We start from the raw sequence: 13,880 nt of genomic DNA, 5'->3' as shown, positions 1-13,880 counted from the left end.
GCGAAGGATCCCAACGACTCGACACCACAAACACCACCAATCAAGGTCAGGTGTTTCCACGATCCTTAGAATCCGCCACCAGCAAATGAAAACAACTAAACCCCGCACCTTCCGGTGCGAGGTTTAAAACCTGCATGGAAAAGTGCGGGGGTTTAGTCGGTCTTCATGAAGGAGTGTAAACGCGAAGGTTTACTTAAGCGTTAGCTGCGGCTTCGGTAGCAGCGTCAGCGTTGTCCTTGGAGGACAGGCCCTCGAATACGGAGGACAGGCCTGCGGAGTCGGAGTTGGACTCGGAGGACAGTTCAGCAATGCCCTTGATGGCCTTGAAGATTGCCTCGAAGTCGAGGGCGGAGCTGAGGTTTACGAGGGTACCGAGCATCGGTGTTTCCTTTCGAGTTGGCGGAGTGAAACTACAAATCAATCTCTCTCTGGGTAGCAACCACATCAGTGGCTGCTGTGGTTTCCAGTATGTGCGAGTTAAATACGCCTGCCAAGCCTCTTTTGGACCCTTTGTGAGGTAACTTTTGGCCACCTTTTTACGACCCTTTGGGTAGCTTTTGGGTGTGGCAGAGTTTGTTTTTCAAAAGGTGGGTCGCTCCCGCTTGATGTAGAAGAGGGACACGGGTTTGAGGCTAAGAACTGGGAAAAGGGGGATAGTTTTTAAGGAGAGTTGAGTCGGTGGGAATAAGATTTGAGCCTTAACGGTTATAAAGATTGAGTGACACGGGCTCAAGAATTTATGAACGAGTTCGCAACTTCTGTTAGAGTAGCGCACGGACGCAACGAGAAGTTGAGTCACCGACAATCAACTTTATTAACTGCACTCGATAAAAAGGAGAATGAACCATGGGACGCGCAGTAGGTATTGACCTGGGTACGACGAACTCCGTCGTTTCCGTATTGGAAGGTGGCGAGTCCACCGTTATCGCTAACTCCGAAGGCTCCCGCACCACGCCTTCCGTTGTAGCGTTTGCTAAGAACGGCGAAATCTTGGTTGGTCAGTCCGCCAAGAACCAGGCTGTGACCAACGTGGACCGCACCATCCGCTCCGTCAAGCGCCACATTGGTACTGACTGGACCGTCAACATTGATGACAAGGACTACACCTCCCAGGAGATTTCCGCTCGCACGCTGATGAAGCTGAAGCGCGATGCAGAGTCCTACTTGGGCGAGGATGTTACGGACGCCGTTATTACCGTCCCTGCATACTTCGAGGACGCACAGCGTCAGGCCACCAAGGAAGCTGGCCAGATTGCCGGCCTGAACGTCCTGCGCATCGTCAACGAGCCCACCGCGGCCGCACTTGCATACGGCCTGGAAAAGGGCGAGCAAGAGCAGACCATCCTGGTCTTCGACTTGGGCGGCGGCACCTTCGACGTGTCCTTGCTGGAAATCGGCGATGGCGTCGTTGAGGTTATGGCTACCGCAGGTGACAACACCTTGGGCGGCGATGACTGGGATCAGCGCATCGTTGACTGGTTGGTTGACCGCTTCAAGAGCTCCCAGGGCGTTGACCTGACCAAGGACAAGCGCGCCGTGCAGCGTCTGCGCGAGGCTGCAGAGAAGGCCAAGATTGAGCTGTCCTCCTCCCAGCAGGCCAACATCAACCTGCCTTACATCACCGTTGACTCCGACAAGAACCCACTGTTCTTGGACGAGACCCTGACCCGCACTGAGTTCCAGAAGATTACCCAGGATCTGCTGGACCGCACCAAGGCTCCGTTCAACCAGGTCATCAAGGATGCTGACCTTTCCGTTGGCGATATCGACCACGTTGTGCTGGTCGGCGGTTCCACCCGTATGCCGGCCGTATCTGACCTGGTCAAGGAGCTGACCAGCAAGGACCCGAACAAGGGCGTTAACCCGGACGAGGTCGTTGCAGTGGGTGCTGCCCTCCAGGCAGGTGTGCTGCGCGGTGAGGTTAAGGACGTGCTGCTTCTCGATGTCACCCCGCTCTCCCTCGGCATTGAAACCAAGGGCGGCGTGATGACCAAGCTCATCGAGCGCAACACCACCATCCCGACCAAGAAGTCCGAGACCTTCACGACCGCAGAAGACAACCAGCCTTCCGTGCAGATCCAGGTCTTCCAGGGTGAGCGCGAGATGGCTACCGCCAATAAGCTGCTTGGTTCCTTCGAGCTCGGCGGCATCGCACCGGCACCTCGCGGCGTGCCCCAGATTGAGGTCACCTTCGACATCGACGCCAACGGCATCGTCCACGTGACCGCCAAGGACAAGGGCACCGGCAAGGAAAACACCATCAAGATCCAGGAAGGCTCTGGCCTTTCCCAGGAAGAGATCGACCGCATGGTCAAGGATGCCGAGCAGCACGCTGAGGAAGACAAGAAGCGTCGCGAGGAGCAGGAACTGCGCAATAACGCAGAGTCCACCTCCTACCAGACCCGCAAGTTCTTGGAGGACAATGAGGACAAGGTCTCTGAGGACACCAAGGCCAAGGTCACCGAGGCTGCTGACGCCGTGGACGAGGCGCTGAAGGGCGATGACCTCGATGCCATCAAGTCCGCAGTAGAGAAGCTGTCCACCGAATCCCAGGAGATGGGCAAGCAGATCTACGAGGCCCAGGCTGCAGAGGGCGGCGCTGAGGGTGCTGCTGACGCCGGCGCTGCACAGGGCGACCCCAATGTGGTCGACGCTGAAGTTGTGGACGAAGACGAGCAGAACTCCGACGACAACAAGGATGGCGACAAGTAATGACTCAGGACAGCGGAATGCCGCAAAACCCAGGCGACCCGGAAAACACGGATCCGGAGGCTACCTCGGCTGACCGCGCTGAGGCTGCCGCCGAAAAGGCCGAGGAAGCACAGGCTGCCAACGACGCGCAGGCTGATGCCTCCGAAGAAGCCAAGTTGGATCCCACCCTTGATGCTGACCTCGAAGACGCGCTAGCTGATGTCAACGCCGATGAGGTCGAAGCCGAGGCGGAGGGCGATGAGCCCACCTCCACCGGTGCTGCCACCAACGATGTGGAAGCGCAGTTGGCAGAACGCACGGAAGACCTCCAGCGTCTAAATGCGGAATACACCAACTACCGCCGCCGCACCGAGCGTGACCGCCAATCCGTTATCGAGACCGCGAAGGCAAAGGTCATTAGTGATTTGCTGCCGGTTCTTGATGACCTCGATTTGGCCAAGCAGCACGGTGACCTGGAGGGCCCGCTCAAGGCGGTTGCGGATAAGCTCCGCAAGGGCCTAGAGCAGCACAACCTCACCGCCTTTGGTGAAGAGGGTGAACCCTTCGACCCAGAGATGCACGAGGCCGTGCAGGATTTATCCTCCGGCGATGAGCAGGTGCTTGGCACCGTGCTGCGCCAGGGCTACCGCGTAGGTGAGAGGCTGGTGCGCAACGCGCTGGTTATCATCGCGGACCCCGGTGAGGATTCCGGCAGTTCGGAAGGCACCGAACAAGCCGATTAATCCGGGAAATGGGCGCCTTGGGAACTGACTGGTTCAACTTCCCCTGGCGCCCTTTTTACTAACTACAACCGATTCTTCTTGAAAGGAGGAGATGCCCAGTGAGCGCTAAACCCGAATGGGCAGACAAAGATTATTATGCGGATCTGGGGGTCTCCTCGTCCGCAGACCAAAGCGAGATCAAGCGCGCGTACCGCAAGCTTGCCCGCGAAAACCACCCCGATACCCACCCCGATGATCCCGCGGCAGCGGACCGGTTCAAGCGGGTTGCGGAAGCATACGATGTGCTTTCCGATGCCTCCGAACGCAAGGAATACGACCAGTTCAAGGCCATGCTGCGCAACGGCGGTGGCTTCGGACGGAACGGAGGCGCCGGCTTTCCCGGCGGGTTTCGATCCACGAACATGGGTGGACAAGGTGCGCAAGACTTCGACCTCTCGGACCTCTTCGGAGGAGCCACTGGAGGATCGTCTCAAGGCGGCGGTTTTGGGGATATCTTCGGTAGCGTTTTCAACCGCAGCGGTAGTGCTGGCCACTCAGCTAAACCGTCGCGGGGGGCCGACGTCGAAACGGAAATAACCCTCGATTTCCGCGAGGCCGCCAAGGGGACCACCATCCCGCTGGCCTTAAGCGGTAACGCGCCGTGCACCACGTGCCACGGCTCGGGTTCTTCCTCCGGCAAGACCTCAACATGTGGTACCTGCAATGGCTCCGGGTACATCTCGGAAAACCGCGGTGCGTTCGGTTTTTCCGCCCCGTGCAAGGACTGCGATGGCACGGGCCGCCGCATCCCAGATCCGTGCCCAGACTGCAACGGCTCCGGAACGGTGCACCGCACCCGGAATATCACGGTCCGTATCCCCGCCGGCGTCATTGACGGCCAAAAGGTCCGCATCGCTGGCCAAGGCGAGGCCGGACCGAATGGCACCCCGGCCGGTGACCTCTTCGTTGCGGTCACCGTCAAGCCTGACAAGGTCTTTACCCGCGACGGCGACGATATCCACATCACCGTCCCTGTCTCGTTTGCCGAGCTCGCCCTTGGTGACACCATCACGGTTCCCACCTTGGACAGCCCGGTCCGCGTGAAGATTCCCGCCGGTACCCCGGATGGCCGTACCCTGCGCGTGCGTGGGCGTGGCATTGCCAAGCGCGCCGGCAAGGCTGGCGACCTCTTGGTGAGCGTGCAGGTCACCGTGCCTTCCAAGCTCGATGCAGCGGCCTCCAGCGCCCTGCGCACCTATGCACAAGCCGAAAAGGACTCTGGCTTTAATCCCCGCGCAGGCTGGGCTGGCGCGGAGAGCAATTAAGGCAGGAGGTGCATTGCACAATGAGTACTGGAAAGGCAGAAGGCTCCGGCACCGCCGTTTACGTCATTTCCGTGGCTGCCGAGCTTTCCGGGATGCACGCCCAAACCCTGCGCACCTATGACCGCATGGGTTTGGTCTCCCCGGCCCGCACCCGCGGCGGCGGCCGCCGTTATTCGGATCGCGATATTGAATTGCTCCGCAAGATTCAGGCGCTGTCGCAAGACGATGGAGTCAATCTCGCCGGCATCAAATCCATCATCGAGCTAACCGAAGAACGCGACCAGCTCGAGGCCGAGCGCGATGCGCTTGCCGATGAAGTCCGTGCCCTCCGCGATCAGCTTGCTGCCGGGCAGCGTTCGGGGGCACAACACCCCCAAGCACAGGGGCAGCACACCCGCGGCGCGCAAGGTCCGCAAGGCTCGCAGGTCCCGGGGCGTTCCCAACGCAGCGGTGAGCTCGTCCACGTTCCGCGGTCTACCTCCGTAGTGATGTGGAGCCCGCGCACCGCGCGCGATCGCAAGCGCAACCGCCGAAACGGCAGCGGCTAAACCAGCTAAACCGCCTAATTCGTCCTGCGGACGAGAAACCTCAATTTAAACCCTCCAAACCTTTGCCGCGGCCTAGCGCCCGCACGGGTATGGAGGGTTTATTGCTGCCCAAGAGTCCCTCGCTCTCTCGGTTCACACGCGGTGACCTCTCGGGATCCATCGGCCCCTACCGTTCCTGGCCCTTTCGCAGGCCGCTGCACCCTCACCCGGACACTGGTACACCCGCACAACCAGACTTTGGGCTGTGAAGAAATGTTAATTTCCCACCCCTATTTAGTGCGAAATGCAAAAAAGTGCATTACTGTGACGGGAAAGCAGGTGAGGTACAACACAGTAGAACACCTGTAGTGGCACGCGCCATACACGGCAAACTCCACAGTCGAAATTTCTGCACGAGAGGACACCACCATCATGACTTTGTACGCAGCACCCGGAACCGAAGGGGCCATCGTCAACTACCGCGACCGCTATGACAACTACATCGGCGGCAAGTGGGTACCGCCAGTCGATGGCGAATATATGGACAACATCAGCCCCGTGACCGGTGAAGTATTTTGTCAGGTGGCCCGCGGCAAGGAAGCCGATATCAATGCGGCCATCGATGCCGCGGAAAAGGCGTTTGCAACCTTTGGCAAGACAACTCCAGCAGAGCGCGCACTCTTGTTGCACCGCATCGCGGACCGGATTGAAGAGAACCTCGAAAAGATAGCCGTCGCGGAAACCTGGGAAAACGGCAAGGCCGTCCGCGAGACCTTGGCCGCCGATATCCCACTGGCCGTTGACCACTTCCGCTACTTCGCGGGCGCCATCCGCGCGCAAGAGGGCCGCCTGTCTCAGATCAGCGAAGACACCGTGGCCTACCACTTCCACGAGCCGCTCGGCGTGGTTGGCCAAATCATCCCGTGGAACTTCCCGCTGCTCATGGCTTCTTGGAAGATCGCACCGGCCCTAGCCGCTGGTAACTGCATCGTGCTCAAGCCTGCGGAGCAAACGCCGGCATCCATTTTGTTGCTCATGGATATCATCGGTGATCTCTTCCCAGATGGCGTACTCAATATCGTCAACGGCGTGGGTGAGGAAGCCGGTGCGGCACTGTCGGGTTCAGACCGCATCGCCAAAATCGCGTTCACCGGCTCCACCCCAGTGGGCAAGCTCATCAATAAGGCCGCCGCAGACAAGGTCATCCCGGTCACCCTGGAGCTCGGCGGTAAGTCGCCGTCCATCTTCTTCAAGGACATCATGGATGAAGATGACTCCTACCTGGAAAAGTGCGTCGAAGGATTCGTCATGTTCGCGCTCAACCAGGGCGAGGTCTGCACCTGCCCATCGCGCGCCTTGGTCCATGAGGATATTGCCGATAAGTTCTTGGAGCTCGCCATCGAACGCGTCAAGAAGATCAAGATCGGCCACCCGTTGGATACCGAAACCATGATGGGCGCCCAAGCCTCCCAAGAGCAGATGGACAAGATCACCGAGTACCTCAAGATCGGCCCAGAAGAAGGCGCGGAAACGCTTACCGGCGGCCATGTGAACAAGGTCGAGGGCCTCGAAAACGGCTACTACATCGAGCCCACGGTATTTAAGGGCAGCAACGAGATGCGCATCTTCCAGGAGGAAATCTTCGGGCCGGTGCTCTCTGTGGCGACGTTCAAGGACTACGACGAGGCCATCGAGATCGCAAATACCACCAACTTCGGCTTGGGCGCCGGTGTATGGTCGCGCCAGCAAAACATCTGCTACCGCGCCGGGCGCGATATTCAGGCCGGCCGCGTGTGGGTCAACCACTACCACGACTACCCGGCACACAGCGCCTTCGGCGGCTACAAGGAATCCGGCTTGGGCCGCGAGAATCACTTGATGATGCTCGGCCACTACCAGGAAACCAAGAACATGCTGGTCTCGTACTCCGACGCCCCCGCAGGCCTGTTCTAAGCCCCAACTGGCGTTCCCACAACCGGCGCCCCCACAGCCCGCGTTAATCCGGCTTCGATTCCCCGGCGGCCACCGTGCCTAGCCCGCGCAGGAACTGCGGGTCCTCCCAATAAGACCCGTGATCCCCGGGCAGGCCATCCGCGCCGGGGAGGGGAGCGGCACCGAAGGACTGGACGGTGGGATCCGGGCCGTGGATCCCGCTCAGTGGCCCCGTCGCGATAGCGATGGGGTCATTGTCATTGGTTGCCGCCCACACGGTGCCGTGCAGTTCGCGGGCATGCTGGGCGCTCGTGCCGGGGCTTCCCACCAGCACAATATCGGAGGCGATTTCCTTCTCGCGCGCCGCGTATCCGGTCACGACGGAGCCATAGGAATAGCCCACCACCGTTCGTTTTGCGCCCGGATACCGCTTGCCGATGCCCCGCTGAAACCGCGCCAGCTCCTGCCCCGCCGCACGCGCGGGATCGGCGTGCACGGCGCGCGGCAAGCTCGACGGGGCCTGGTAGCCCAACCACACGGCGGCCGGCCCACCGCTTGCGGTGGCAATATTGCGGCCGCGGTCCACGGCGCGCTGCCAGGTGGTGGGGTCGGAGGAATGCACGCCTTCAACGAACGTGGTCACAGACGCTGGTTCCGTGCGAAAACCCTCCGGATCCAGCAGCGCCACCAGCCGGCCGGGGCTGGTTTCGACGATGCGCATATCGGGGTTATCCGCGGCCAGCTGCGCCACGCGGTCGCTGGCTTGGGCGAGGTTGATCTCGTGGATGGTATCGAGGGGGAGATCGGCAAAATCCTCGAGCCGCTGCGGTGGTTCCACCCCGGCGGGCGTGCAGAGGGCGTCGATTTCTTGGGCGCAGAGCCAATCGAGGGCATCGCCAAGCGCACGAACCTCCCGCAGCAGCACGCCACCAGCCAGCGCGGCGGGGTCAGAAAACTCATCGACCTTGCCCAAAAAGGAAATAATCTGCGCCTCCACTCCCTCGCGCCAGGCCTGCAGGTCCGCATGCCGGTCGAGTACTTCAATGACTCGGTCCATTTCCCCAAGCGGGCTACTCAGCCACTCGGTGGCCTCCGCCAAACTGGAGCGCGCCGCCACGCCCGCGGGTCCACCCAGCGATAGCGACCGCCAATCGTGGTGCGAGTCCACATAGTGATTCTGCAGTCCAGAGCGATCCGCAGTAAGCTGCGCAGCGCTGTGGCGCAGGGCAGTGGATAAATTCATCGCGCCCTCCCCAAGTTCGCAGCCAGTGAGGAATCGAGCGCGCTGCTGCGGTCTAGGAAGGAGTGGAGGCTGCGCAGGTGCTGGGAAACGGTGGCATCGCTAAGTTGCTGCGTCTCGGACCACTGCGCCACCGCGCGCTGGAGGGTGGCAGACGTCCGGGAGGCTACGCTTAAGTGTGCCTCCGGTAACGCCGCCGCCGGCCGCGCCCTCAAGGTGCGTACATGTGCGGGAAGGTGTTCAGGAATATCTACATAACTCATGCCTTTAAGCGTGGCCGCTGCGGGCTGTAGCCGCGAGGGCAAAACCGCCAACCTGTGGATAACTAGGTGACGCTGCACTAAGTTGGGATTTATGAAAGTAGCAGCAGTGCAATTGACCTCCACCGGCAGCATCGAGGAAAACCAAGAACTCGCCCTGGATAAAATCCGCGAGGCCGCGGCGGCGGGCGCGCGCCTTATCGTGCTGCCCGAGGCCACCTCGCAGAACTTCCGCTCGGGACGCCTAGATGAGCAGGCGCAGAACCTCGAAGGCCCGTTCGCCACCGCGATTCAGGAAGCGGCGGAGGAATTGGAGGTCACCGTCGTCGTCGGCATGTTCTGCCCAGCCGATACCATCGAGCGCGAGGATAAGACCATCAACCGCGTATCCAATACCGCGCTCGTCGCGGGCCCTGGCGTGCTGGGTGGCTACGAGAAAATCCACACCTACGATGCCTTTGACTACCGCGAATCCGATACGGTGCAGCCCGGGGAGTCCCTGGTGACCTTTGACGTCGATGACCTTACCGTCGGCGTCGTGGTCTGCTACGATATCCGTTTCCCAGAGCAGTTCAAGGACTTGGCGCGCGAGGGCGCGCAGCTCATCGTTGTCCCCACCAGCTGGGCAGATGGCCCCGGCAAGCTGGAGCAGTGGCGCCTGCTCACGGCCGCGCGGGCGCTGGATTCCACCAGCTATATCCTCGCCGCGGGCCAATCCCGCCCAGGCGGCAACGCTGAGGCCGGATCGCCCTCGGGCCCGACCGGCATCGGGCACTCCACCATCGTCGATCCCAACGGCGTGCGCGTGGCCGAGGCCGGCTACGAAGACGAAATCCTCTACGCCGACATCGACCCGCAAGAAGTAGCGAAGACGCGCCGCTCCCTGCCGGTGCTAGAGCTTAACGACTAAGACTGCGCCGCATAATCCTCCGGCAGCCATTCCCGGTCGCGGCCCCAGCTGTGGCTTAAGATCCACTGCTTACCGATGCCCCTTTTCTCCAACCCCTTCCTCGCTTCCGCCACTTCCTCGGCGCTGCCGAAGAGGGCGAAGTGGGTGGACGCGCCTGTGGATAACTCGGCCTCGTTGACTACTACATCGGTCGGGTCGGGGGAGAGGGTGAGGGTGGCGGCATCGGCAAGCGGCCGTGCCCCCAGCAACCATGGGTCGTTTTCTTGCCGAACGATGCGGCGCAGGCTGAGATCGGGGTAGAGGGCCGCAAGGTTCTGCTGGAAATGCGTGTCATAGTGCGCGCCGGGGCTATTCGCAACGGCAAAAATCTGCAGGGACAGGTTCTTCGCGAGGCCCTCCTCGCCCGCATCCGCGGCCTGGCGCGCCGCCAGCGCCAAGCACCGCGCCGCTGCCCAGCCCGTGCCATAGGCCACGATGACCAACCTGCCCCCGCGCAGCTCGCGCAGGTCCTGCCAGATGGACCCGGTGGGCCGGCCCAACGTCCACCAATCGCCCGGCTTGGTATGCGCAAGCGACCGCGAGGCCTCGCCCACCGCGGCGACGTGGAAGACCAGCTGGCCGGTGGCATCGCTTGGCTGCGCGGGGGTGAGCATCCGCCACTGACCGGGAAGGTACTGGGTGGTAACGGGGAAATACTGCCCCGGCTCGAAGGCTGCGGGCATTCCTGCCTCGACGCGAATGACCGCGGTTTCGCGCGTCGGCCGATCCACCGCGACCACCTGCCCCGAATACGCCGGCGCCTCCCCAGCCAAGTCCGCCTCGCGCGCCGCACTGGCCATCTCCTCGCAGACCTGGTGGATGACGGCGCAGGCGAAGTCGTATTGGTACCGCGTCAGCGCCAACACCCGCAGGCCTTTGATGAGCGCCTTCTCGAACCGCGCATAGACCTCGGCCGGGAAGCCGTGCCTGCGGTGATCGCGGCCGAGCTGCGCGATCTTCTCCCGGACGGCCTCGGGCAGCGCAGCCCCAACCCCGGACCCTGCCTTCGCACCGGCGCTGCTGGGCTCTGCGTGTTCAATCACCCACGCCAATGCATGCACCATGGACCGGTGGGTGTCCTGCATAGAAAGGGAAAAGACCTGCCGCGCTTCCGGCACCATGAGGAAAAACTGCTCATGCACCGCATTACGGTAGTCGTCTGCATACTTCCGGAAGTGCTCGCCCAATTCCCACATGGTTTCCCATCCTAGTGTGCTTGCCTGCCTTTTAGCGCGCGCATTTTGGCCCCGGGGCTACAGACCCAGCACCTTGATAACCCCGCGCGCCGCCAAGCGCCCCGCGCGCGTCGCCCCCACCGTCGAGGCAGTCGACCCGTATCCGGCGAGGAACACCCGTGGGTTCGCGACAGGCAAGACCTCGTTGCGCATGACAATCCCGCCCTTGCGCGAGCGCAAACGCAACGGCGCCAGGTGGTCCAGCACCGGCCGGAAACCGGTATTCCAAAAGATGACGTCCACCGCCACGTGCGTGCCCGCCGGATACGGCCGCCATGCCGCCCTGCTTTCCGATGCCCCCACCACCCCACCGCTCACAGCAGTGTCGCCGTCCGCCACCGTCTCACGGTGCGCCGCAGAGTCATCGCTCGCCGCAGTCCTGCTGCTCGTCGCAGACTCGCCAAACCGCACACCGGTCGCATCGATGGCATCGAACATGCCGCGCGAGACCAAAACGCCGCGCTCGACCGCATCCAGGTATTCCTGCCAGGGCGGAATCCCGGTGGTCGAGACCACCGAGGCCGGCGGATTGCCGCGAAAGACCCGCTCGCGGACCTTCTTTTCCACATCCAAACCCCACTGCTTATCGAACTCCGTATTCGTAAAATCCGGAGCCCGCCGCGTGGCCCAAGTGGTCTGGGCGAGCCCCTCAAGTTCCAATAGAAACTGCACCGCCGATAGCCCGCCGCCGACGACCAACACGTGCTGCCCCGCAAAGTCCTCCGCCGCCGAATAGTCCTTGGTGTGCAGTTGGCGCCCGCCAAAACTGCCGATGCCCGGAATATAAGGGATATACGGCCTATCCCACGTGCCGGTGGCGTTGACGATGGTGTCCGCGGAAAACTGCTCGCCGGACTCCAGCGTCACGAGAAACGCGCCGCGTGCGCCGCGGGGATTGCGTGCGCCGCTCGCGCCGGGTTCTCCGGGCAGGGCACGGACGCTGCGGACGCGCGCCGGGCGGTAGGGCCGCAGTTGGAACTTATCTTCGTAGGCGCCGTAGTAGGCGGCGACTACGTGGGAGGCGGGGGAGGAGGCATCGGCAAGCGGGGCGGGCATGCCCGGCAGGCTCGCGATGTTATGGGCCTTTCCCAGCGTCAGGGAATCCCACCGGTGACGCCAGGCGCCGCCGGGGGCGGGGTTGGCATCGATAAGCAAAAAGTCTTGGGCGGGGATAAGGCCGCGGGAGGTGAGCTGGTGGGCTGTCGCCAAGCCTGCCTGGCCCGCGCCGATGATAATGCTGAGGTAGTGCTCCACCGTGCCATTGTAGCGGGGGTGAAAAATCCGCCGTATGTTGTGGCTCACTACATGATATGTAATGTACTTTTTATCTGCGCGCTCGCTGCACGTGAGCGACCTGCCATAACTGCACAGCTAGAAAGGATTCCCATGGAAGATTTTTCCGCTTATACGCTCATGCTGGACGTGGGTTGGATTTCCTTACTCATGGTCATCGGCAATATTTTGCGCCACCAAGTGAAGTTTATCTTCCAGGACTTATTGCTGCCTGCCCCCATTACCGCTGGTCTGCTTGGCCTGCTCGTCGGGCCCAACGTGCTGGGCTGGATCAACTTCTCCGATAACCTCGGCGACTACACCTCTATCCTCATTGCCGTGGTCTTTGCCTCGATGGCGTATTCCATGGAAGTCGGCGGCAACATGGGCAAGGGCGCGCGCAATATGTGGGGCTATTCCACCATGATGTTCACCGGCCAGTGGGGCCTGTTCATCGTGCTCGGCCTGCTCTTCTTCGCCCCAGTCTTTGATACCCCCAACTGGTTCGGCATGATGCTGCCGGTTGGCTTTACCGGTGGTTTCGGCACGGCCGCCGCTGTGGGTGGCGCGCTGGAGGGCGTCGGCGCCGAGGCGGCAGCGTCCCTGGGCTTTACTTCCGCGACCGTCGGCACGCTGGCCGCGATTATCGGTGGCGTCATCGCTGGTAACTGGGGCATCCGCAAGGGCAAGGTATCCTACGTGCCCAAGAAGCTGCCGGAAGAGATTCGCCGCGGCTACATCAAGAACCTGGATGAGCGTCCCTCCCTCGGCCGCGCGACCACCAACCCCTCTTCCATCGAGCCGCTCGCGCTGCACTTCGGCTTCATCATCCTCACAGTCATGGCGGCGTACGGCGTCAATAAGGGTATTTCCAGCATTTGGGAAAATGTTTCCATCCCGCTCTTTGCGATGTCCATGGTTATCGGCCTCATCTTCCGCGCCATCATGCACTTCGTCGGCGCCGAGGATTACCTGGATAAGGATTCCGTATCCTCCATCTCCGGTGCCGCTACCGATTACCTCATCGCCTTCGGCGTGGCCGCCATCGTTCCTGCCGCTATCGCTTCCTACTGGCAGGCGCTGCTTGTTCTGTTCATTCTGGGCACCATCTTCTGTACCTTCTTCTTGATGTGGTTCCCCGCCGAGTTCTTTGGCGAGCGCTGGATCGAGCGCGGCATCTTCGGCTGGGGCTGGGCGACGGCCACCGTGGCTACCGGCATTGCCGTGCTCAAGATCGTTGACCCGAAGCTGAAGTCCGGCACGCTGTCCGAATACGGCATGGCCTACATCGGCTTCGGCCCGTTCGAGATTTCGTGGACCATCATTGCACCAATGGCGGTGATGTACGGGTTTACCGGCGCGTTCGGTGCCGTTTCGCTGGCCATTTCCATCGGCGTGTACCTGACGTTCAAATTCATGGGCTTGCTCCCGCCGCGCGGCACGATTTTCAAAGAGGGCATCGGCCACGTGGGTCAGAAACAAGAAACCTAGCCCTCACATATCTACTCTGCGCAAGCCGGGCTCCCACATTTTTGGTGTGGCGGCCCGGCTTTGTTGTGCCGCCAATTCGCTTGCTTGCCGATGCCCCCTTAACCCCCACCTCGATTGCACCGTGCACCCCCACTCCTAGGCCGGCCGGACTTCGGTAGGGCTGTTGTGACAGCGCGGCGTGCTCACTCCTATGCCGACAGGACTTGGGTAGGGCTGTTGCGGCATTGCGGCAGAGC

The 13,880-nt window shown here is 61.7% G+C and carries 12 protein-coding genes; 7 read left to right on the top strand and 5 right to left on the bottom strand.

Annotated elements, in window-relative coordinates:
• Window positions 1-193 precede the first annotated feature (193 nt).
• The gene (locus ABRP88_RS10140) at window positions 194-379 is read right to left on the bottom strand and encodes a hypothetical protein (protein WP_284770421.1); all 186 of its coding nucleotides are present in this window, start codon (window positions 377-379) and stop codon (window positions 194-196) included.
• Window positions 380-846: 467 nt separating this feature from the next.
• Between ABRP88_RS10140 and dnaK the strand changes: the two genes are divergently transcribed.
• The 5 genes from dnaK (at window position 847) to exaC (ending at window position 7,218) form a co-directional block, all read left to right on the top strand.
• Complete coding sequence (gene dnaK / locus ABRP88_RS10135; RefSeq protein WP_349837123.1) at window positions 847-2,712, top strand: molecular chaperone DnaK; 1,866 nt, start codon at window positions 847-849, stop codon at window positions 2,710-2,712.
• Window positions 2,712-3,434: a nucleotide exchange factor GrpE gene (grpE, locus tag ABRP88_RS10130; RefSeq protein ID WP_005279390.1), complete on the top strand. Its 723-nt coding sequence runs from the start codon at window positions 2,712-2,714 to the stop codon at window positions 3,432-3,434. Before dnaK ends, grpE begins: the two co-directional genes overlap by 1 nt.
• A 98-nt stretch (window positions 3,435-3,532) precedes the next feature.
• On the top strand, window positions 3,533-4,738 hold the full coding sequence (gene dnaJ / locus ABRP88_RS10125) for a molecular chaperone DnaJ (RefSeq protein WP_349837122.1): 1,206 nt from the start codon (window positions 3,533-3,535) through the stop codon (window positions 4,736-4,738).
• A gap of 20 nt (window positions 4,739-4,758) precedes the next feature.
• On the top strand, window positions 4,759-5,286 hold the full coding sequence (locus ABRP88_RS10120; protein ID WP_349837121.1) for a heat shock protein transcriptional repressor HspR: 528 nt from the start codon (window positions 4,759-4,761) through the stop codon (window positions 5,284-5,286).
• Window positions 5,287-5,697: 411 nt separating this feature from the next.
• Entirely contained in the window at window positions 5,698-7,218 is a 1,521-nt protein-coding gene (gene exaC, locus ABRP88_RS10115) for an acetaldehyde dehydrogenase ExaC (protein WP_349837120.1), read from the top strand.
• Window positions 7,219-7,261: 43 nt separating this feature from the next.
• Here exaC and ABRP88_RS10110 read toward each other — a convergent pair whose 3' ends face one another.
• Both ABRP88_RS10110 and ABRP88_RS10105 read right to left on the bottom strand, forming a co-directional pair.
• Window positions 7,262-8,440 carry an alpha/beta hydrolase gene (locus tag ABRP88_RS10110; protein WP_349837119.1) on the bottom strand — a complete coding sequence of 393 codons (1,179 nt, stop codon included), beginning with the start codon at window positions 8,438-8,440 and terminating at the stop codon, window positions 7,262-7,264.
• Window positions 8,437-8,700 (bottom strand): hypothetical protein, encoded by a 264-nt coding sequence (locus ABRP88_RS10105; RefSeq protein ID WP_349837118.1) that lies wholly within the window; start codon window positions 8,698-8,700, stop codon window positions 8,437-8,439. The genes ABRP88_RS10110 and ABRP88_RS10105 overlap by 4 nt, the downstream gene beginning before the upstream one ends.
• Window positions 8,701-8,791: 91 nt before the next feature.
• On the opposite strand from ABRP88_RS10105, the gene ABRP88_RS10100 reads away from it, so the two are divergent.
• Window positions 8,792-9,607 carry a carbon-nitrogen hydrolase family protein gene (locus ABRP88_RS10100; RefSeq protein ID WP_284637508.1) on the top strand — a complete coding sequence of 272 codons (816 nt, stop codon included), beginning with the start codon at window positions 8,792-8,794 and terminating at the stop codon, window positions 9,605-9,607.
• Here ABRP88_RS10100 and ABRP88_RS10095 read toward each other — a convergent pair.
• On the bottom strand, window positions 9,604-10,842 hold the full coding sequence (locus ABRP88_RS10095) for an FAD-binding oxidoreductase (RefSeq protein ID WP_349837117.1): 1,239 nt from the start codon (window positions 10,840-10,842) through the stop codon (window positions 9,604-9,606). The genes ABRP88_RS10100 and ABRP88_RS10095 overlap by 4 nt on opposite strands.
• Before the next feature lie 57 nt (window positions 10,843-10,899).
• Complete coding sequence (locus ABRP88_RS10090; RefSeq protein ID WP_349837125.1) at window positions 10,900-12,135, bottom strand: NAD(P)-binding domain-containing protein; 1,236 nt, start codon at window positions 12,133-12,135, stop codon at window positions 10,900-10,902.
• 132 nt (window positions 12,136-12,267) lie between these two features.
• Here ABRP88_RS10090 and ABRP88_RS10085 point away from each other — a divergent pair, with 132 nt between their 5' ends.
• Window positions 12,268-13,644 (top strand): sodium/glutamate symporter, encoded by a 1,377-nt coding sequence (locus ABRP88_RS10085; RefSeq protein ID WP_349837116.1) that lies wholly within the window; start codon window positions 12,268-12,270, stop codon window positions 13,642-13,644.
• Window positions 13,645-13,880 lie beyond the last annotated feature (236 nt).

This window comes from Corynebacterium sp. KPL2734 (assembly GCF_040225595.1).
GTDB lineage: Bacteria > Actinomycetota > Actinomycetes > Mycobacteriales > Mycobacteriaceae > Corynebacterium > Corynebacterium rhinophilum.
This window is presented reverse-complemented; position numbering and strand designations above follow the sequence as displayed.